General features: G+C 39.8%; 20 protein-coding genes. 8 read left to right on the plus strand and 12 right to left on the minus strand.

The genetic code is table 11. The annotated features are described in order from the left end of the window. Positions 1–177: 177 nt before the first annotated feature. Positions 178–1,017, minus strand: coding sequence for a LysR family transcriptional regulator (locus tag N782_RS02660; RefSeq protein ID WP_036815809.1), 840 nt, complete (start codon positions 1,015–1,017; stop codon positions 178–180). 44 nt (positions 1,018–1,061) lie between these two features. On the opposite strand from N782_RS02660, the gene N782_RS02665 reads away from it, so the two are divergent. The 3 genes from N782_RS02665 (at position 1,062) to N782_RS02680 (ending at position 3,217) form a co-directional block, all read left to right on the plus strand. Continuing rightward, positions 1,062–1,682: a YczE/YyaS/YitT family protein gene (locus N782_RS02665; protein WP_036815903.1), complete on the plus strand. Its 621-nt coding sequence runs from the start codon at positions 1,062–1,064 to the stop codon at positions 1,680–1,682. 300 nt (positions 1,683–1,982) lie between these two features. Next, entirely contained in the window at positions 1,983–2,744 is a 762-nt protein-coding gene (locus N782_RS02675) for a YwaF family protein (RefSeq protein ID WP_052111126.1), read from the plus strand. 221 nt (positions 2,745–2,965) lie between these two features. After that, complete coding sequence (locus N782_RS02680; protein ID WP_036815812.1) at positions 2,966–3,217, plus strand: hypothetical protein; 252 nt, start codon at positions 2,966–2,968, stop codon at positions 3,215–3,217. 285 nt (positions 3,218–3,502) lie between these two features. Here the strand turns inward: N782_RS02680 and N782_RS02685 are convergent, their stop codons facing one another. Continuing rightward, entirely contained in the window at positions 3,503–4,939 is a 1,437-nt protein-coding gene (locus N782_RS02685) for a Na+/H+ antiporter NhaC family protein (protein WP_036815911.1), read from the minus strand. Positions 4,940–5,190: 251 nt separating this feature from the next. Between N782_RS02685 and N782_RS22055 the strand changes: the two genes are divergently transcribed. After that, positions 5,191–5,313 (plus strand): hypothetical protein, encoded by a 123-nt coding sequence (locus N782_RS22055; RefSeq protein WP_272913636.1) that lies wholly within the window; start codon positions 5,191–5,193, stop codon positions 5,311–5,313. A gap of 713 nt (positions 5,314–6,026) precedes the next feature. Further along, entirely contained in the window at positions 6,027–6,515 is a 489-nt protein-coding gene (locus tag N782_RS02690) for a hypothetical protein (protein ID WP_036815813.1), read from the plus strand. A gap of 118 nt (positions 6,516–6,633) precedes the next feature. Here the strand turns inward: N782_RS02690 and N782_RS02695 are convergent, their stop codons facing one another. The 4 genes from N782_RS02695 to coxB form a co-directional block, all read right to left on the minus strand. Next, positions 6,634–6,834: a hypothetical protein gene (locus N782_RS02695; protein WP_036815814.1), complete on the minus strand. Its 201-nt coding sequence runs from the start codon at positions 6,832–6,834 to the stop codon at positions 6,634–6,636. A gap of 185 nt (positions 6,835–7,019) precedes the next feature. Then, entirely contained in the window at positions 7,020–7,589 is a 570-nt protein-coding gene (locus tag N782_RS02700) for a cytochrome c oxidase subunit 3 (RefSeq protein ID WP_036815820.1), read from the minus strand. Then, positions 7,576–9,504, minus strand: a complete 1,929-nt coding sequence (gene ctaD / locus N782_RS02705; protein ID WP_084102956.1) for a cytochrome c oxidase subunit I — start codon at positions 9,502–9,504, stop codon at positions 7,576–7,578. Before ctaD ends, N782_RS02700 begins: the two co-directional genes overlap by 14 nt. 12 nt (positions 9,505–9,516) lie before the next feature. Next, positions 9,517–10,221, minus strand: coding sequence for a cytochrome c oxidase subunit II (gene coxB / locus N782_RS02710; RefSeq protein WP_052111127.1), 705 nt, complete (start codon positions 10,219–10,221; stop codon positions 9,517–9,519). Positions 10,222–10,702: 481 nt separating this feature from the next. Between coxB and N782_RS02715 the strand changes: the two genes are divergently transcribed. Continuing rightward, positions 10,703–11,551, plus strand: coding sequence for an STAS domain-containing protein (locus N782_RS02715; protein WP_036815822.1), 849 nt, complete (start codon positions 10,703–10,705; stop codon positions 11,549–11,551). A gap of 85 nt (positions 11,552–11,636) precedes the next feature. Here N782_RS02715 and N782_RS02720 read toward each other — a convergent pair whose 3' ends face one another. After that, positions 11,637–11,939 carry a phasin family protein gene (locus tag N782_RS02720; RefSeq protein WP_036815833.1) on the minus strand — a complete coding sequence of 101 codons (303 nt, stop codon included), beginning with the start codon at positions 11,937–11,939 and terminating at the stop codon, positions 11,637–11,639. Then, positions 11,932–13,545, minus strand: a complete 1,614-nt coding sequence (locus N782_RS02725; RefSeq protein ID WP_237582493.1) for an ABC1 kinase family protein — start codon at positions 13,543–13,545, stop codon at positions 11,932–11,934. Before N782_RS02725 ends, N782_RS02720 begins: the two co-directional genes overlap by 8 nt. Before the next feature lie 257 nt (positions 13,546–13,802). On the opposite strand from N782_RS02725, the gene N782_RS02730 reads away from it, so the two are divergent. Next, positions 13,803–14,678: a GNAT family N-acetyltransferase gene (locus tag N782_RS02730; RefSeq protein WP_036815835.1), complete on the plus strand. Its 876-nt coding sequence runs from the start codon at positions 13,803–13,805 to the stop codon at positions 14,676–14,678. A gap of 468 nt (positions 14,679–15,146) precedes the next feature. On the opposite strand, the gene N782_RS02740 is transcribed toward N782_RS02730, so the two are convergent. The 4 genes from N782_RS02740 to N782_RS02755 all read right to left on the minus strand — a co-directional run bounded on the left by N782_RS02740 (position 15,147) and on the right by N782_RS02755 (position 20,993). Then, on the minus strand, positions 15,147–17,441 hold the full coding sequence (locus tag N782_RS02740) for a glycoside hydrolase family 65 protein (RefSeq protein ID WP_036815838.1): 2,295 nt from the start codon (positions 17,439–17,441) through the stop codon (positions 15,147–15,149). Between the two features lie 48 nt (positions 17,442–17,489). Beyond that, positions 17,490–18,338: a carbohydrate ABC transporter permease gene (locus tag N782_RS02745; RefSeq protein ID WP_052111129.1), complete on the minus strand. Its 849-nt coding sequence runs from the start codon at positions 18,336–18,338 to the stop codon at positions 17,490–17,492. Positions 18,339–18,351: 13 nt separating this feature from the next. Beyond that, on the minus strand, positions 18,352–19,560 hold the full coding sequence (locus tag N782_RS02750; protein WP_036815842.1) for a carbohydrate ABC transporter permease: 1,209 nt from the start codon (positions 19,558–19,560) through the stop codon (positions 18,352–18,354). Positions 19,561–19,685: 125 nt separating this feature from the next. Beyond that, positions 19,686–20,993 carry an extracellular solute-binding protein gene (locus N782_RS02755; RefSeq protein WP_036815844.1) on the minus strand — a complete coding sequence of 436 codons (1,308 nt, stop codon included), beginning with the start codon at positions 20,991–20,993 and terminating at the stop codon, positions 19,686–19,688. Between the two features lie 121 nt (positions 20,994–21,114). On the opposite strand from N782_RS02755, the gene N782_RS02760 reads away from it, so the two are divergent. Beyond that, a complete protein-coding gene (locus tag N782_RS02760) occupies positions 21,115–21,864 on the plus strand; it encodes an AraC family transcriptional regulator (protein ID WP_036815847.1) in 750 nt (249 codons plus the stop codon). The last annotated feature ends 77 nt before the right edge of the window (positions 21,865–21,941 follow it).

Here is a 21,941-nt window from a genome sequence, read left to right on the forward strand (position 1 = left end):
AAATACTCATCACTATAGCACATAATCGCGCTAAAGAATATATGAATTCTGAAATTTCAATTATATAACAATTGGGTTTTATCACGTAAAAAAGGGATATAACCAGCCGTTATACCCCTATAAAAAAACCGTATTTCTTCTATTATGTTCAATAGCTGTACGATAGATTCATACACCTTATCGAGAGGGAAGAAAAGCTTGATACAGTGTCTCTACAATATCTTTTGTCGTCGCATACAAATACATCTTCCTCGTTAAAGGAGCTTGCTGGAGTTTTAAAAATACAACTCCGATATGTGACGTATTTTCAGCTAATAATCCCGGTATGTAGGCTACCCCATCCCCTAAATATGCGTAGCCAAGCATTTCATAATAGTTCATCTCTTTAATTGGTGGGGATTGGTCAGCTTGTTTCATCAGCTGGAAAACTTGTTGATACAGAAGTGTTGAGGATGGTGTGAGTAGCTGAGGGTATTGAAAACATTCCTCCATCGTAATGCTTTCCTTTTCCGCTAATGGATGAGAAGTAGATACGGCCACATAAATCTCATCATGAAATAGGAAACGGGAATAGAGACCGTCTACTTCAGGTGGATCAGGCAAGATAGCTGCATCGATTTTCTGCTTCTGAAGCAGTGGCAACAAGTCTTTGCTGTAATCCTTTACGATGGTCACTTCTACAGATAACTTCTTTAATCGATCTAAGTATTTGGGCAACAAATACGTACTAATAGAGGGGATGGATCCAAATCGTATCTGTTGATCTAGATTATTTTGTTCCACCTTGTGAGCAATGGCCGTGAAATGAGGCTCCAGATCCTCATACAGCTTTTGACCCTTTTCGGTTAATTCAATCCCTTTATGTGTACGATGAAATAAAGCAAAACCAAGTTGCTCCTCCAGTAACTTCATTTGCTTACTCAAAGCTGTCTGGGAGATAAATAGAGCTTCAGCTGCCTTGGTCAGACTATTTTGTTTACACACTTCGATGAAGTAATTTAATGATTCTAAGTTCAATTATGCTCATCCTCAAAAATCTTTTTATTATGGTTGGTGAAACAATGTTTTATGTTAAATCGATTGCTTATTTACTCGGAATGAATATTTGTTTTATTGGTGCAGCGCTCATGGTCAAAGCCAACTTAGGCACCGGAACATGGACAGCTTTCTTTGCGGGACTTGAACATCAATTCGGTCTTACGATTGGATTCTGGTATGGATTTATCCAATTTATCTTAATCTTTGTAAATGCGTGGCTATTTAAACGTAAGCCGTCCTTATCCCCTGTACTTCCTTTAGTATTAGAAGCACTCCTGTTTGATTTTTGGTTAGAGATTGTGTTCCAATCCTTCACAATGGGAGGTCACTTGTTTATCGAAAAAGTTGCTGTGTTCGTACTCGGCCTTGCCTTAACGAGCCTTGGTGTTGCCATCTATATGACAGTAGGGTTCCCAAATGCACCACGAGATGACTTGTTCTTGGCCATCAGTCAGCGATTTCATAAAAGTATCCGTTTCGCACAAACTTCGATATCTTTTGTAGCCACAAGCTCTGCTTTATTACTTGGAGGACCTGTGTTTATCGGAACGTTTATTTCGTTATGTTTTTATGGCCAACTGATTCAATTTTGGACACTTCTCTCTTCTAAGACTTGGCGAAAACTCAGCCATACCCTTGCATAAACACCTATCTTTTCACATCAAATGTAGAAAGGCTAGTAGGTTTTTGAGAAGTTGGTTTCTTTTTTGATTCAAAATGAAAGCAAGGAGATCCTGAGACCTTCAACACATAGGCTGATGGGATTTCCTTGGTTTTAAATCCGTATGCTTTACACCCTCTTGGAAATTCGGGATTCCACGTTGTGTAAAAATGTTTACATTGAAAGCAGTTTCTTTTTGTCATGCTGCCCTCCTCCAAAATCGTTCTCTAGGATAGTGCGTTGTGCTACAATGAATGGAATATTACTTAAAAGGACTGGTCGTATGAAGCACTGGTTCGCACCTGAGGTAACGAATCCTTTTCATATATTTTCTGCAAGCCATTTTTCAATGATTAGCCTTTACTTCATCGTACTTCTCTTCTTTTTCATAGCCTATAAACCTTTGCGGCAACAAAAAAGGCTTTACACATTTACAAAATGGACACTATTTACACTTTTGCTCGTATGTGAAGTTGGTTACACCACCTGGGCGTTATCCACAAACACGTGGAATATGCGAGAACACGCTCCGCTCCATTTATGCGGTATAGCAGGTATTATTGGGATGATTGCCATCCTATCCAACAGCAAAAAGCTAATGCAAATCCTGTATTTTATTGGTATTATACCAGCTTTTATAGCAATCCTAACACCAGAATTAATTTATGGATTCCCGCATTTTCGATTTTGGAAGTTTTTCGTCCATCACATGACGATATCGTTAACAGGAGTATTTCTTATTCTCACATCCCAAGTTAGCATCACCTTCCGCTCTATGGTCGAGACGTATGCCTACTTGAACGTATATGCCGTATTTGCGTTTTTCTTGAACATGACAATTGGAGCCAACTATTTGTACCTCTCTGACACCCCAACGGTTAACTCACCACTTGATTTACTAGGAAGTGGTGTCTGGTATTATATCAACCTGGAATTGCTATGTATTGGCGTGTTTCTAGGTATGTATCTCTTGTATAAGATGGTGGAGCGCTTATTCAGTAGTAATTCGCCAACCTATTCTCATGGTAAAAAGACCAGCTCGTGATGTGTAATTCGGTTCAGAGCATAAACTTATTTGCAATAATTTTTCTGTTTAAAATAAAGATTGATAGAGCACCAAAAGCAGTACGATTTATTAGGACCTAAAACTTTATCTTTTTTCAAGGTATAGTGGAATTTAATGGTAAAATAGTGGTGAAGTGATTGGTCTGTTTATTCAACATGTGATTTAGTTGAATAAGAAAATATCATTGGAGGTGCCACCTTTTGGAACAAAAATATGGCAAGCTCTCTGTTACATTATTATTAGTGACCGCTATATTCTATCCATTAATGGTAATGACTCAAATTGGCACAGCTGGACTTGTTAATGGATTACTAGTTGTGGGTGTTATTGGTGCTTTCATAACAGCACTCATTAGCAAAAAAGGAACATGGAAGACAATTGGTTTAGTGGTTTCTTCTTTAATCATCGCCATTTATTTAGCGTTGATAGTTATGTATTGGTTTGCTTTTTAACAGGTTAGGTATGCTGGTTATAATAGATAATACAGTTCCAAAGTATGTGATATGCTTTACTAGGTTTTGCAAATTTGGAAAACACAACTAGTTCACATCATATTATACTAACTGATAAAAACGCAGAAGATACTCAACCTCTGCGTTTTTGTGTGTTATTTTGTTATCTGACTTTTAGCGATTTATTATTTTTCTTCTCAAAACCGAACAAATAACGTGATGGGTGTTGTTTTTTCTAGGTAAGAAAGACGTCTTCTTTACTTCCGTCAAATCACCCCTAGTTCCTCACGAAAGAAAAAACGGAAGAACTAAATACAGAACGGCTGCCACTCCTGCTGAAATAAGCGCGGGCTTCAGTTTGAACTTGGCATAGCGCACAGCATTAAGGTTCAGAATACCTGCTGTTGTGTTGTTATTGTCGCTTAGTGGGGATGAAAATGCGCCAAATGTTCCACTGGCAAACACCGCACCTATTACAATTGGTAACGAACTACCGGAAACACTTGCGATCGATACGCCTACTGGCATTAATATCCCCCATGTCCCCCATGAGGATCCGATGAAATAGGAGAGACTGCAACCAATGATAAATACTAGCACTGCTACAAAGGAAGCCGGAATCCACTTTAGGGATTCCGAAATCGTATCTGCGAAATTCAGTGCCTCTGATCCTTTACTTAATCCCCAAACCATCGCCAGCAGTAAAATAACGCTCATCATTTCGTTTCCACCTGTTACGAGTTCATTCATTTGCTTACGCAATGGATGAGACGTAATTTTCAGGTACACCACAAACCAAACAATTGATAAAACAACGGCTATAACCATTGCATCCAGCACACGTGAATTAATGAGTGCTTGCCATCCTTCTTTTCCTTCTTTAATGCCAAATACGTACATCAATACAAACGTTAGTAAAATCACACTAGCCAACGGCAAAATAAGATTCCACGGTTTTGACGGAAGATCTTTCGCTACAGATGGATGACAGTCCTCCCATTGATCATCGTCATCATCTTCTTGCTCCTTTTTCGCATCTTCTTCAGGAGTATTTTCCGCTTCAACAGCTTGTTTCTTGGAACTATGAAAAAAGCTAAGATAAAAGCCAATTAAGAGCATGGCAATCGCAAAAAAATTAAACGGAATACTCTGCAAGAAAAGCGTATAACCATCCCCTTCTAATTTTGTTTGATCAAGGGATAGCTCAATCACAGAGGACATGTACCCAACGAATGCTGTGGCAATAGGAATCAGGACAATAAACGGAGCAGCAGTCGTTTCAATGACAAAGCCTAATTCCTGCTTACTCATCGGTATTTTTTTAATCATTGCTTTCATGACAGGCGCAATCGTAACAATACGGAAACTAGGAGCACTAAAGGTACCTAAAGCAGAAATCCACGTTAATGTAAACGCACCCTTTTTCCCCTCAATCCGTTCGGTCGCAGCCTGCACAAACCCTTTGATGCCTCCAGATATTCGAATAAGTCCAATTAACGCAGCAAACGCATATAAAAAGATAATAATTTTCAGGTTAGCCTCATCGGTGAGTCCTCCAATCACGAACTCCAACGCCTTCGTCATCCCACCCAACACTTCCGGCTGAACTAGGTAACCAGCAACAACCACCCCCAAAAATAAACTAGGAATCACTTGTTTTGTTGAAATGGCAGCTATAACGACAATAATAAATGGAATTACCGATAACCAATTCATGTACATTTTCCTCATTTCTGAAATACTCTTGTTAGCTTGTGATAAATGAGTGGATTTATGCTTGAATGGATAGGGAGATATAATTTGTAAGTGCGATCATGTAAAATGAGAAAAAAACATTGTTATAATCTACAAATTGGCGAAATTCTTCACTCTTACAGAAGAATTTAATTAGCAAAACAAAATGATATATAGGTTATTTTTCCATAGTAGACTATACTGAAAGAGGGTTATTATTTATTGCGGAGGTGGATGAAATGGGGTTAGTTTATATTGGGATCTTTTTTGCTGGTCTAGGTGTCTTCTTCGTTGGACTCGCTGCATTATGGGGAGTTACGGTGTACAATAAGAAAGAAGAAAGTTCCTCGGAAAATAAATAATATGCTACGCGATCCATCCTTCCAGTTGGGAGCCAGCAAACTCCCCATAAGAAAATGCTAAGATATAATCTTAGCATTTTCTTCTTTTATGTACTTAGGTGAAGCTAACTGGGAGCTAGTAGTCATTTAGGTGTTTAAGATAGATCCAGCGAGCGAATTTCCATTCAGATTCTGTTAGTTTTCGAAACAGCTTCATTTCAAATTGCCTAACAAATTCCTCAAAGCTTATGTACATCCTTTAGAACCTCTTTCCTGAGCTAGCTCTTTTTGTTCCAATTAAGACAATATGACTATATTATTGCTTTAATTTTATAAAAAGTCAATTTCACTACGAAAACGTTAACAATTTTTACAAGAGCTACATATGTACCTAATACTTCTTTATAAAGCACCATATGAAAAAGCTGGTTCAACAATGTAAGTATCTTATCTTCTAAAAATTCTTGTTCCTTTGAATGAGAATATGTCCTCTTTTTCTCATCTTATATTATTATGCACTCCTCCTAAAAAATTTATTCACTATGCTATAAACCTATTTTATTATACGATCTCAACACTATACGCGAGAAGAATATCGTCTATTATTCTATGTTATAGTCCAAAAGAATTATTTTTAATACAAAAAATAACAAAAATGACTATTATATCCATCTATACACGATAGATTTACGAGAATATAGTAATAGTACATCAAGAAGAAGGGAGGGAATTTTATGGCGAACAATTGCATTAACCCTTGTACTTGTTCTGATGGAAATGGTCCAATTCCTTTTGAAGTGTCAACACAGGTAAACAACTGTGTTAGCGGAATTAGAGAAGAAGGTATTATCGTTAATCCTTGTTTACTAAATAATTGTAAAGCTGGCTACTGTATTAAAGAAGACGTACCAGTTGAAATCTGCCCTGATGAAACGCTGAGATGTAATCTGAAATTCTATACTCTTACGTTTAGTGGCGATGGTGAAGTGACGTTCTCAGTCCCTGTTACAAATGGCGAAACTTGTGAAGTGCCTGAGGCTTATACACTTTACGATCGCTTCGATATTGGTCAGCACGTTTTCCACTACTGCAGTGAAGTATGCTGTCCGGAAAATGGCTGTGATTTAATTGAAGTAGAGATTACAGAAGCAATACTTGATCAGGAGACAATGCAAATTATTCTTAGAGGATTCTATCGTTTTAATAGACCTAATCTAGGATAATAACTCCACCCCCTTTTGGAGAGAACAAGAAATCCTTCTCCCCTAGGGGGTTACATAATGGCTTATAATAAAAATAAATGGAAGAGACTTGAGCACTTTACTCAGTCTCTTCCTTCTTCTATTTCTCCAACCGAAAGAATTCTACTATCTTTTTTATATATCTGGAAATAAACGATTTTTTTGGATGAGGTACTTTTTTGGTAGGCTGGTCATTGTTAATACTTGTTACTGTTACATAGTTTGTGTTTTCTGTATCCATTACTTTCACTTTATTTCCACAACCACATCCACTTTTAGTTACTACCTTTTTCTTTTCCATGAAAAAACCTCCTTTTCTATTATCATATTTCAAAAATTTGGATATGTATGGTTGATGAACTAGAATGGTTAATTTTGCTAAATATGCGGAAAGAGCAACAGGAGGGGATGTTTTAGTTACTGATATAAAAAATAGACTCCCACCTGAGTGGAGAGTCTATTTTTTATACTTATAGTCATTCCGCGTTAAACTAAATAAGGAGCATACACAAACACAATAATAAAGATCCAAATCACATCGACAAAGTGCCAATAGTAGCTAAATATCTTTTGCTTATCTCCATAGATAGAGGATGGAATTCGATTAAGCTGAATGGCTAAGAGAAGCATCCAGCCGATTCCGAAAAGTACGTGCGCGGCATGTAGGCCTACTAAAATATAAAACGATGACAAAAAGATATTCTGCGTGAGGGTGAATCCTTCATGATAATAGGTTCTAAACTCATGAATCTCCACTCCCATAAACGCAAGTGCAAGTAACACGGTGGCAGCTAACCAAATAGCAATGCCTTTTGTATTCTGTTTTTCTGCTGCTTTTTCTGCAAAGTGAATTGTTCCACTGCTAGATAATAGAAAGACAGAAGAAATAATCAACGTACGTGCTTTAAATACTTCTGTTGGTGTTGGATTGACTGCGTCTTGCACAAAGATGAAATACGTAGCAAAAAGCGTAGCAAACATGACCAGCTCACCAACTAAGTACAAAACAAAACCCAGCTTTTTGTCTCCTGTTAAATCGCTATTATACGTTGTCATGAGCCTGGTCCTCCTTTGCTTTTTTCGTATGTTCATCAGTTAGTGCACGCAGAACGAAGAAGCCAAGGATAGCAATACCTAATAGAACTTGTAACCACGTCACATGGTAGATAAAGGCTAGCGAGAAGAATAGCATGAAGCTTCCCAACATGACCGGCTGCCATGATACGACGTCAATTGGTGCAGTTCTTGTTTTACTAGCTTTTGGCAATACTCCAGCGCGATGTAGCTTGGCCTCCCACACTGGATCGTGCGAAACTACTTGAGGTGTCGTTTCAAATGGATGCTCTGGAGCTGGTGATGGAACGCTCCATTCTAATGTGCGTCCATTCCAAGGATCATCTCCTGCTTTTTGTGGTTTTTTAAAGCTTTTATAAAGATTCCATACAAACACAGCCGTTCCAATTCCCATCAGGAAGGCACCCAATGTACTGACAAAGTTAAAAACAAACACATTGTCTTCTGCCGTGTACGTGTACACCCTTCTCGGCATACCGTTTAATCCAGCGAAGTGCTGCGGGAAGAATGTGATATGAAATCCTATTAGGAACAACCAAAAGTGCAGCTTCCCTAATGTTTCATCCAACGTAATGCCAAACATTTTCGGGAACCAATAGTAAATACCTGCAAATGCTCCTAATATCGTTCCGCCGATAATAACGTAGTGAAAGTGTGCCACAACAAAGTACGTATCATGATACTGCAGGTCGGCTGCAGCTGCTGATAACATAACCCCTGTCACGCCACCCATTACGAAAGTTGGAATGAACCCAGCCGCAAATAGCATCGGTGTGGAGAAACGGATGACACCTTTTCGCATCGTAAACAACCAGTTAAAGATTTTAATACCTGTTGGCACTGCAATAAGCATGGTGGTGACGGCAAAGAAGGTATTCACAAGAGCGCCTAATCCAACCGTAAACATATGGTGCACCCAGACCATGAAGCCGAGCAACCCAATAATCGCAAGAGCTACTACCATAGAGCCGTAGCCAAATACACGCTTTTTCGAGAAGGTTGAAATGATATCAGAAAAGATACCAAACGCCGGTAATATGATGATATACACCTCTGGGTGACCAAATATCCAGAACAAGTGCTGCCAATAGATTGGATCTCCTTCTGGTCCTGAGAAAAAGGATGTTCCAAAGAAACGGTCAAACATTAAAATGTACAGCGCAATCGTTAGTACGGGAAAAGCAATCAAGATTAAGAACGATGTAATCAAGGTAGACCATGGAAATAATGGCATTTTCATTAAGGTCATGCCAGGTGCGCGATGACGAACAATCGTCACAATCATATTAATTGCAGCTAGAATCGTCCCTATTCCTGACACCTGAATACCGAATATATAATAATCATTTCCAGCTGAAGGAGTATATGTATCTGTCGATAAAGGAGCATATAACGTCCAGCCTGCATTTGGTGAGGCTGTCATAAAGAAGCTCATGTTAACGAGTAATGCCCCAGCTAAAAACAACCAGAAGCTTACCGCGTTCAAATAAGGAAACGCCATATCCTGTGCCCCAATTTGTAACGGCACAGCTACGTTCATTAATCCAATAAGCAACGGCATGGCCACAAAAAAGATCATAATGGTGCCATGGGTCGTGAACGCCTCATTAAACTTCTCGCCTTGAAAAACCCAGAAATTATTATCTGGAAACGCCAACTGTACTCGAATGATTAACGCCTCAATACCAGCCCTCATAAAAAATAAGGTAGCAGATAGTAAATAAAGTACACCAATTTTACGATGATGGGTTGTCGTCGCATACTCTCGAATAATTGGCCATTTCTTAGCTCGAGTGATGAGAATAATACCCAAAATGGCCGATAGAATGAGCATCACCCAAGCACCGATGGTATCTGATGCCATATAAAACTTCCGTCCAAATAAATCAGCTATCATGAAAATCCCCCTCTACTCCAAATTCTCCTTTTCGTTGTTTAACCATTGCTGATAGGCCTCTTGTGTTTTAACTTCTGTCGTAAATCGCATTTTTGCATGATCGACTCCACAGAATTCAGCACATTTTCCTTGATAGGTGCCTGTTTTTTCGGGAGTTAAGATGAGACGTCGATCCTCTCCAGGAACTACATCTCGTTTCCCTCCCAATCTCGGAATCCAAAAGGAATGAATGACATCCTTCGAGTTCAAGTGAAAGACTACAGGACGGTCTTTAGGAAGAACGAGATTATCAACGGTTTGAACCTCTCCCTCGTATGTAAACGTCCAACTAAATTGTTGAGCAGTTACTTCAACATGTACGGCATTAGCAGGATTTGACTTAACTTCAGCTGACATGTCATATGTCATTCGTACAGTTGGAACCGCCAACACGATAAGTAAGATAATCGGTAATACGGTCCACGTTATCTCAAATGCCTTATTTCCTTTCTCATCTTCCGGAATGGTATGTTTGTTTTCTTCTGTTTCCCTGTACTTCCACATGAATCTAGCAAACATAACGAAAACAACTACAAGGACTATCATCATGAGAAAAAAGCTAAATAGGATTAAAAACGACTGATCTCGAGCCGTTTCACTTATAGGGTTAAAAACACGCATGCTACACCCAGACAGGAACAGCACCATACTTGAAAATAGAAACGACAACTTTTTCATTGATTCCCCTCATTTCTACTTAATTCGTTTTCACATATGTTGGTCTATTACCTCTTAATTTCCAAGCTGAAACATATGCAAAATTATAGGACAAAAGTACAGGCGGCCGTTTAGCGACGTACAAACTGTTTTGGGGGAAATGGAAGTTCTGGACCGGGGAGGTTTGATTAAGACCGCTGCATCGTGCAGCAACATCGAACTGACCTACCTCCTGTAGGCCCGCATCATGCAGCAACATTGAACCAACCTGCGTCATGTAGCCCGAAAGAAAACCCGAGGTGCTCAAGCGTTCAGTGTTGACTTATCGTAAGGAGGTACTGGAAATTTACTAGTCGCTGGGCTATAGAGCTAGATGTGTGAGTGCAAAAATGAAAACTTTTTACTCTTATATAAATCAAGTAAAAATTGTATTTTACTTTAGAATTGATAATTAATATAATAATTGATAGATTTATTCCCTAAACCGAGGTGTGTAGTTTTTATGGTGCAATTAAGTCATTTTCACTACTATCAAAAGCAAATCCAAACCAATTCTAAGCAAGTTTCGAGTGAAATGTATCAGCTTCTGCAGGAACGGTTTTCCAACTATCTAAAGCCTCAGTCCGATCAGGAAGAACATGATACCATCCGATTCCTCGACAACCTTGTTCAATCCATTGTGGATCATCTTTTTGCAACATCGGAGGATCTTCAAGAAGTGAGTGATTGGGGAGAAAAAGTTGGGGAAGAAGCAACGAAGTATAGTTATCATCAGAGTTTATCTGATTACTTAACCAAATTCAGCGTATATAAAGAAGCGTTGTGGACCTTCATCGAAAAGCAAACCTCAGGTACGCATGCTTCTTTTCAAAACATTATTCAAGTAATTACGCAAATCGACACGATTTTCAACCATTTCATTCATGGGTTTAGCCAAGCCTATACGAAAGCGGAGAAACAACGTATTGAGAATTATGAAGAAAAATACTTAAAGCTATCTACCCCAATCGTCCCTATTATGGATCATGTAGCCATTCTCCCTGTTATTGGAGAGATCGATGAAAAACGCGCAAACGTACTTATTGATGAGACGCTCCGAGAGGCGAATAATTTAGATATTGAGTATCTAGTCATTGATTTATCAGGCGTCTATAATGTTGATGAGTTATTTATGAATCACTTGCAACGCCTGCTAGATTCATTGAAAATCTTAGGTCTACACCCTATATTAACGGGCATGCGACCTGATTTAAGTATGCGCGCCGTTCAATCAGGACTGAATTCAGGGCAGAATAATGATGTCCTAACAAAATCAAGCCTGAAGCAAGCCGTTCAAATGTTGAGTGAGTAGAGAGAAAACACTGCCAGGCTTAAGCTTGCAAGTTTTAAACATTAAACGTAAAAGGCATGTGATACTGAAATCACATGCCTTTTTGCTATTCTTCACCCTTATGAAGTTCTTCAAGCTTTTTCACTCGTAATTCAAGCTGTTCATATTCTTCTTTCGTGACGAATCCTAATTCCTTAATCGTATCACGGAAATAGTCTTGTGATTTAGAGTTCCATTGTTTGTTTTGTTCCTCGCCTTTTTCTTTAAAGGAATTGAGCATATCTCTCGCTTCACCCGGAGAAATCTGTCCTTTCTCAATCAATTCATCCAGCATCTTGCTCGCCTTCTCTTTGCCATTCACTGCTGCACCTAGCCCAATAAAGAATCCTTTTTTCAATAAGTCACTCACTTTTATTCCTCCTATCTTTTGTTATGGTTTGAATGGTTCGAAAATGAATAATCGCAAATAAAATCATCCCTAAAAAGCCTACGCCACTAACACTAAAGCCCATATATACTGTTACATCTGGTAAATCAGGATAGTTTACTAAGAGATATCCACCACCACTTGCAAAAATCACAAATGATAGAAACGCATAAAACAAATAGTACTGATGAAAGAGCCGATGCTGTTGCTGGCGTTCTTCAAAGGCTCGCTGATGTTCGCCATCGGTTAAGTATTGATGGAGGGCCTTTGGTAAAGATAGTAATGGTTTGGCTGAGTCCTTCAACACCTCTTTATAGATAGATGCGTCTGAGTCATTGCCTGATACCCATTCTTTAATGACAGGTTTTCCCCACTTCATTAAATCAATGGATGGATGAATAGAAGTTAATACGCCTATTACAATTGATGCCGCTCTTCCTAAGAAGGCGTAGTCAGCTGGTAGTTGAATTGGTTGGTCTTTCACAAATTTTTGTAGATCATCTAGAATTTGATTCAGCACATCTTGGTCGAACTTTTCAAAGTTCCCTTGGAAGTACATGTCGGACATCTCTCGTAAAAGCCGCTTCACTTTTTGTTTATTGGCGTGAGGAAGCAAGAAGTTCATATCCTCAAGCGCATGTATGACCTTATCGTAATCGTCTAAGATAAAGCCTTGTATCATCATGCGAATATAGCTTGCATCTTCCTTGTTAATCTCCCCGACCATGCCGTAATCAATCATGACAATTGTTCCATCTGAACGAAGCATCAAATTACCAGAGTGGGGATCAGCATGAAACATTCCATCAGAGACGAGCTGTTCTACAAATAGATCAAACACTTTTTTGGCAATATGTTCTCGATTTAGTTGATGCTCTTGGATGAAGGCCTCATCGGTCACTTTTACCCCTTCGATCCATTCCATGACTAATACTCTTCTTGTTGACAGATAATCATAGTAGTTAGGAATATATACACCTTCAAAGTCTTTAAAACGTTCCTTGAAATAAAGGGAATGCTTCAACTCCTTTTTAAAATCAAGTTCTTTACTGACAACTTGCACCAGCTCTCTATAAAGTTCACCTAAGTCAGCCTTTTTTCCAATGGATGACACACGAGAAAGGATCCAAAACACAATCCGCATCGCTTTAAAATCGGTATGAAAAATCTGACCAACCCGGTAACGCTGAATTTTGATTGCTACTGTTTTCCCATCTTTCAAGGTTGCCTTATAGACTTCCCCAATCGATGCAGAAGCTACAGGCTCTTCGTCGATCTCCTCTATGTATTCATATAAATCGTCTCCCCAATCCTCTTCCACAATTTCTCTCGATTTATCAAAAGGGACAGGCTCAACACGATCGACCAGACCTTCTAATTCTTTAAGAAATACGGGTGGAAGAAGGTCGGCACGTGTACTTAAAAATTGCCCAACTTTGATGAGTAAGCCTTCGAGCTGCAACGCTTTTTGGCGATACTCTTTTGCTTGCTTTACGAGTAGGGACTCCCATTTCTGCCTCGTTTTCTCGTCCCATATTCGATTTGTTTTTTGAAACCAGAAAATTTGCCATAAAAATTTTACAGCCATGGATACTATAATAGTTATGCGATAAAGTGCTGTATATTTCAAAAGTTGAGCTTCCCCCCTCTTCATTGCTATATGTTATTTGTACCCGAATTTTCGCCTCGCAATCCTATCGATTTACGTCGTCACTTTTTTGTAACGATTTGTTCCTGTATGCTTGTGTATAACTATTAAAAAATGAAGGGGCCGCGTCCAGCTCCAGCGACTAGAGCTTTTGTTATGTTACAGTTAGCTCAGTACATTAAGTGAGGAGATAGAAGATGGAGATTAAACCATTAACACGAGAAGAGCTTACCGATGTTAGTTATTGGTTAGCTTCTTTAAACCAAACCGATCATCATTTCATAGCTTGGCTCGAATCTGAACAAGCTGCTATAGAAGAACAGCTTTCGCAACTCCTAAGCATTGATATTCCTCTTGCCTGGGTATCGAAACAAGATGGAGAGATTAACGGGTTTATCGGTGTGCTACCTTTTATGGATCAATGTCTAGCTCGATTGCTAGGACCATTCACTACTTGCTCTGATGCAGAACAATGCTTAGAAGCGCTGTGGGAAGCCTGCCTTCCAACGATTAAGTCTCATGTATCTGCTGTAAAAGTTGCTTTTTACAAGAAAAACGAGAAGCTTACTCACTTCGCAGAAGCACATAATTTCCATTGCTATAATATAGAGAAAACACTACTGCTACATAAGGACAATTGGGAAATTGGAGAGGCATCTACTTCTGGTGTTGAACCTTTTAATGCTGGAGATTATCGGGAGGTACATGCACTTCACCCTTCTGCAGCCTTCTACACATTGGATGAAATGATCTATCTTCATCAGCACGACTCACATTTTCACCTTTGGGTTTATAAAGATGAGCAACGTGTCAGTGGCTATGTGTTTTTGGAAGAGATTGAAGGAACCGTTGAGGCTGAGATTTGTTTTATGAATGTAGCCAAGCAGGAGCAAAGCCAAGGAATTGGTTTCAACCTGCTAACCTATGCTTGTGAACATGCCTTTACGAACAGTAACGTCGAACTGGTTACCATCTCCGTCCGAAACGAAAACTCCGGGGCCGAACGATTATATAAATCATATGGATTTGAAGAAGGTCCGACGATTTATGCTTATGAGAAGGTTTTTTCGTAGGTAGATTGCTTGATGTGTGGGGGGGCATGCGATATGCGTGGGTCGCCTCTCGATATGGGTGACTCTCTTCTCGGTATGCGCGGGTTTCCTCCCGATATGCGTGGCTTTCCTCTCGATATGCGTGGGTTTCCTTCCGATATGCGTGACTTTCCTCTCGATATGCGTGGGTTTCCTCTCGATATGCGTGACTCTCCTCCCGATATGCGTGACTTCCTCCACGTTATGCGTGACTTCCTCCACGTTATGCGTGACTCTCCTCCCGATATGCGTGACTCTCCTCCCGATATGCGTGACTCTCCTCCCGATATGCGTGACTCTCCTCCCAATATGCGTGGCTTTCCTCCCGATATGCGTGACTTCCTCCACGTTATGCGTGACTTTTCCCTCATTATCCGCTCCAACTCCGCCCCCTAATCCATAAAAATAAAAAAATCGCATGGGCTCTCCCATGCGATTCACATCCGCCTATCACTTACTCATCCCAACTTCTACCGCCTTCTCCACAGAAAGCGTGTACCCTTCCTCATTCACATAAATCGGTACATCTTCCCCTTCTTGCAATGTTAGCTTTACCTTGTCATTTTGTACTTCTACAAAGATAGGTTGCTTTCGATATTGAATATGGAAGGCGTAGCGATTCCAGTCTGATGGCATTTTTGGATTGAGATGGAGGCCGTCTTCTTTGATGCGTAAGCCTGCAAAGCCAAAGACAATCGACATCCACGTTCCACCCATATTGGCCATATGTAAGCCATCTTTTGTGTTGCCGTGGGTGTTATCCAAGTCAAGGCGTGCTGTTTCGATAAAGTAGTTATATGCTTTGTCCATTTCTCCTAGCTTAGCTGCCATAATACTGAAAATACACGTTGATAAGGAAGAATCATGAGTGGTGATTCCTTCATAGTATTTGTATGACTGTCTGATTGTCTCCAAGGATTGGTCGTCCTCTAATAAAAAGTGAGCCAGGACGGTATCTGCTTGTTTACATACTTGATAGCGATATAACGTCAATGGATGATAATTCAACAACAATGGGAAGTTTTCCTTCGGTGTGCTCTCAAGATCCCAGACTTCCTTTTGAAGAAAGGAGTCGTCCTGAGGGTTGATGCCTAACGCTTCATCATATGGTAACAATACTGCCTCAGCAGCTTGTTCCCATTGCTGTATTTCCTCATCCTTCAGTCCAATTTTCTTGGCTAGCTGCTGGTACACTCGTTGATCGTCATCTTGTAGACGATGCGCTAGTTTAGCAACCCACGCTAAGTTATGCTTCACCATCGCATTGGTGTAGTAATTATTATTGATGACACATGTGTACTCATCAGGTCCTGTCACATTGTTGATCAGAAACTGGCCATCCTTCGTGAAATGGCCCATGTCCATCCATAGACGTGCTGTTTCTACTAGTACTTCGAGTCCATATTCTTTTACAAAGTGCATGTCCTCTGTTGCATGAACATATTGAATGTAGCTATACGCGATGTCAGCGCTAATATGATACTGTGCGGTACCTGCTGGGAAAAAGGATGAACATTCATCACCGCTAATCGTTCTCCATGGGAATAGTGCTCCTTGTTTATGGCCCATTTCACGCGCTCTTGCTTTTGCATTATCTAAAATGGAGTAGCGGTAGATCAGCAGTTGTTTGGCAAGCTCTGGATTGGTCATTAAAAACACAGGGAACATATAAATTTCCGTATCCCAAAAATAATGGCCTTCGTAGCCTTCCCCGGATAATCCTTTTGCCGAGATATTGCTATGTTTGTCTCTCCCTACGGATTGCAGGAGATGGAATAGGTTAAAACGGATGCCTTCTTGTAAATAGGTATCCCCATCAATCTCGACGTCACTTTTACGCCAAAAGGTATCCATGTAGTTTTTCTGAGATTGCTGTAACTCTTCAAATGTAATGGACCTAAATCGTTCCCGTAATGTGGTTGCTTCTCCTACTAAGGACTCCCCATGTCTGAGTGTATCCACATATATATTCCATTTTGAAAAGGTAAGAGGCTCCCCAGCTTTTCCTTCAAAATGATGTATATACTCGATGCAGCTTCCCTTTTCATTTACGGTGGTGTTCGAGGATTGGTCAGCTTGATGATAGCTTAAGCAAGCGGTTTTAAGCTTAGACGTTTCCGCTTCGTTGATGACATATCCATAATCCTCATTTGCAGACGACTCGACTGTGTGGAGGCGCTTGCCCTCTCCCCCAGCTACACGTGGGTCATTGGCGTCTGAGAAGTTTGTCACGTCTCCATCAATCGTTGATACAATCGTAATCGAGTCCGTAAAATTGACTGGTTCCACTATTACGCGCGTAGCGAATAGCTCCCGATGAACAAACGAGACCACTCGTTCAAAACGAAGCTTCACCTCTCTTCCTCGAGGAGATTTCCAGTGAACCACTCGTTCAGATGTGCCTTTGTCCATATGGAGATGTCGTTCATAGCTTAGAAGTTCTCCCTCTGTAATGGTGAACTTTTCTTGATCTTCTCCTACTAACACGACGATTGTTTGACTATCTATAACATTTAACATTTTTTGTTGTGTGGAAGGAAACCCATACAATTTTTCTCCATATGGGATGTCGATTATATCGTGAAAGGCATTCAAGTACGTGCCTCGTATGGTAGGATAGGATGGCCCATATGATTCCTCAAAATTTCCTCGAACGCCTATATAGCCATTACCGACGAAGAATAAGCTTTCCTCATTCAGTAAGTCGGTATCTTTTACAGATTGACTGCTTACTTTCCAAGACACGTATGATCTCTCCTTTTTCATGCTATTACATTGCTTTTGCATTCGCTATTATTCCTTTACTCCTCCGCTCGTTAAACCAGACACAATTTGACGCTGGAAGAAGAGTACGATGAGTAACGTCGGGATGGTAACAATGACGGTTGCAGCTGCAACTTCACCCCATAGAATTTCAAATTGTGTTCGTAAAAAGGATATCGCTACCGGAACGGTGTGATATTCAGACTGTGAGTTGATGGTGATGGTCAGTACGAATTCGTTCCAGGCGATAATGAAGACAATAATCGCTGTAGTAAATACCCCTGGTGCTGCTAGTGGAAACACAATTCTAAATAACGTTTGAAATGGTGTTGCCCCATCCATGCGCGCTGATTCCTCTAATGCTAATGGAATTTGATTAAAGTGTGTTACCAAGATCCATACTGCCATTGGTAAGGTGATAGAGGAATACGGTAATACAATCCAGTAACTGTTTGCCCATCCTAAATCAATAAACAAATTGTAAATCGGACCAATGACGATCATTTGCGGGAACATTGATACAGCTAGGACGAGGCCTAGAAGTACGCTTTTCCCTTTGAATTCAAAGCGGGATATCGCATAAGCCGCAAATGTGGCAACTAAGATAATGTAGACCGTTGTTGTAAAAGATACGATCAAGCTGTTCCAAACAGCTCTTAAGATTCCTTTATCTAATATGACGCTCGCATAGTGTTCAAGCGTCGGGTTTTCAGGTACGACACCAAACGCATTATCGCCAAATATTTCTCCTGAACTTTTAAAGGAGGTAACTAATATCCAAAAGAACGGGAAGACCACAACGACTAAGTAAAACGTCAGCAGGAGTAAAAAAGGCCATTTGCTTTTCGGTGCATCTGGATGATTAGGTTGTTGAGCCATGATAAAACCTCCTTTAATTTTTCTCCATTAAGTTTGTGCCTAGGACACGGACAAATATGATGGCTATAATCGCTACACAAACAAACATAATCATAACGATGACGGATCCATATCCGAAATTGGTCTGTCCAAACATAGCCTTATAGGAGTAAATGGACAACGTCTCGGTTGATCCACCTGGTCCTCCGTTCGTTAATACATAAATCAAGTCGAAAACTCGGAAGGCATCCAACGTACGGAACAATAGTGCCACCAGAATAGATGGTTTCAGTAACGGAAGTGTGATACGGAAGAACTGCTGAAATTTACTTGCCCCGTCAATGGAACCTGCTTCATATAATGATTTCGGAATCGTTTGTAATCCTGCTAATAAAAGGATTGCCATATAAGGTGTTGTCTTCCAAATATCCGCTAAAATTGCAGCTGACATGGCACCTGTTGCGGTTTGCATGAGGTCATTGGCTTCTGCAATCAAGCCTATATCGGCGAATATTTTGGCGACAATACCATAGCCTCCATCATATAGGTAACTCCACATTAATGCTCCAACGGCTGTTGGGAGAGCCCATGGTATTAACGACGCCGTTCGGATGAATCCTTGGCCCCTCATCCCTTTATTCATAATTAACGCCATACCTAAGCCAAGTACGAGCTCAAATGCGACAGATACAATGGTAAATACAAACGTATTGATAAATGCTGTATGAACCCTATCGTCGTTAAAGGCTTTAATGTAGCCTTGGAATCCTATAAAATTAGACTCTATTAAACTATTATCAAGGTCTTTTACAAGCGCAGGTAGCTCTTGCTCTCGTTGTAATTCGTATTTTTCGGATAACGTTTCAATTGCTTTGCTGGTTGTGGTGTAGCTTTCCTGTATATCAGTTTTAAGTTCGTTATCAATTTCAATAACGCCTTCTTTTCCTTCTAACTGGGACGTTACGTTATTCAGCTTTTCCACAACCTGCTCAACGGTTTGCTTATCCTCTTCTGCTGTAATGTCACTTCTATCTAAAAATCGTTCTACGTAAAATGCCGTCTCATTGTACACGTCTACATTAAAGCGTTCATTTAAATAAAGGCCGGATTTCGTTTGATCATTCAACTGATAATCAAAAAACGTGTACGTAAAGGATTGAACAACGGGCCAAAGGGAAAAGACGCCAATTAACAGGAGAATCGGAAGGATAAAGAGAAACTCCCTTAGTCCCATTTTCTTCATGGCAATGCCTCCTTTTTTAATGAGTAAGGTATCGATTTCATAATGTATGAGTTGACTAGAACACCCTAAAATAAAAGGGCTCTACTATGAATAGAGCCCTACTGTTTCTTTGTCACGGTGTACGCTTATTCTTCTACAGCGCCATCAATTTTGTTCACGGCATCCTCTAATCCTTCACCAGAGCTCAAGTATTTGTGCGTGGATACTTGGATGGTATCCGATACTTTTGCGTAATCCGGAGAAACAGGACGAGAAATAGTTGATTTTAATGCTTTTTGGAAAGGATCCAGTGTTAATAGTTCGTTGGAATTCAATACATCTTCATCTTCTAGAAGCGGGTTATACCCTGGAAGATATCCACCCTCTGTGGACATAATTTTCTGTCCTTTAGGTCCAGCCATAAACTGAATGAATTCCCATGCGCCCTCTTTCTTTTCAGAGTTAGCATTGATACCTAGTAACCAACCACCAACAGAACCTCCGTTTGGAAGTGGTGCAATGCCTACATTCTCCATCTTCACTTTCGCGCCGCTATCCTCAGGGTTCTTCAGACGGCCGAACATATAAGGCCAGTTACGAGCGAATACCGCATTTCCGTTTTCGAAAGCAGTATGTGTTTCCCCTTCTGTGTAGTTCAAGATATCGTCTGGAGTCCAAGAAGCTTCTGTAAATTCGTACATTTTTTCAAGGCCTTGCTTGGTATTTTCAAATTGATTTGTAAATTCCGTTACATTTACCGTCAAACCTTCGTATTGCTTGGATTGATACACAAATCCAGTTTTTGTTTCATTTTTACCAGCATATTGCTCTGCCATTTTCGCAAGATCATCGTAGCTATAATCGCCGGATTGAAGTGTCTTCGCATCTTCTTCTGAAACGATGTCCTTACGGAAGAACATAAGCCCTAAGTCTGGGAAGAAAGGTAATGTATATTGTTTCGCTTTATAGTTTCCTGCTGTCATAGAACCAGAGTTGAAGTTATCGTATTCAAGCCCCGCTTCATCCATTTTCATGTCGATTGTTTCCAGGTAGCCAGCACCTGCGAATTCACCAGCCCATACAACGTCCATAGAAAGAACATCGTATTCACCTGAACCACTAGATAAAGAGGTTAATAGTTGATCGTGCATTTGTTGAGAGTCGTTCGTCATTTGCACCCATTCAACTTTGTACTTATCCTGACTGTTATTAAATTCTTCAATTGCCATCTTCGTTGCAGGAGTATTATCATTTTGCGCTGCGAATTTAATCGTTGTTGTCTCTCCAGAAGAATCGTTAGCGCTTTCATCATTGCCTTCACTAGTGTTATCTGTTTCCTCTTCTGTACCTTCATCTGTCGATTGACCGGAATCTTCTGCGCCATCGCCACCACAAGCTACTAGAATACTAGCCGCAAAAGAAAGCGTTAACAAAAACATGAACCATTTTTTCATGCCATTGACCTCCTTGATAAGAATTTTTTATCTTGATTGACTTGATTTTATTGCGAAATCGCTTACAATTATACTAAAATCTTTTAATAATTAGTAAAAATTTATGTTTGTGGGTGACTTTATGAGTACGAGTATTAAACAATCGATGATTGATCAATTTATGCAAACACGCATAAATAATCGCGAAAATAACTATCTCCACCCTTCTTATTTGCTTGAAAAGCAATTACTAGGTTCCATCTCTCAAGGGGATGACGAGAAAGCATTAAAAATTTTAACTAGCATTAATCATGACCAACGACCAAAATTAGCCGATATTCCCATAAGATCTTTGAAAAACTCGCTAATTTGTTCCTGCACACTTTTTACTAGAGCCATTATTCAAGGTGGGGTTCAACCAGAAACCGCGTTTACGTTAAGTGATGCTTACATTCGTGAAATTGAAAACGTACATGACCAATCACAATTAGAAAAAATGGAATACGACATGCTCAAGCATTTTATTATTGTCCTTAATGAGGAAGAAACACTACCTTACAGTAAAATTGTCAATCAAGCTATTACGTTTATTCATGACAACATACTAGAGGACCTAACATTAGACATGATTGCGGAGAATAGTTATGTGAGTCCTAGTTATTTATCTCATCTATTCAAAAAAGAAGTCGGTATTTCTATTGTGCAATTCATTAACAAAAAACGAATTGAAGAATCCAAATACTTTCTCCTACATACCTCTACTTCCATCTCAGATATCGCTTCTTTGTTTTGTTTTTGCAACCAAAGCTACTACACATCCTTGTTCAAAAAATACATCGATTTAACTCCGAAAGAATTTCGTGAACAGCATATGCAGCCCGTTATGGGTTAAGAAAATCTTCCTGCTATTCAAGATTGGTAGCAGGTTTTTTTATGGTGATAGAATGGAAATAGATAACTAGACAAATA

The sequence above is a fragment of the Pontibacillus yanchengensis Y32 genome (genome assembly GCF_000770635.1).
GTDB classification, from domain to species: domain Bacteria; phylum Bacillota; class Bacilli; order Bacillales; family BH030062; genus Pontibacillus; species Pontibacillus yanchengensis.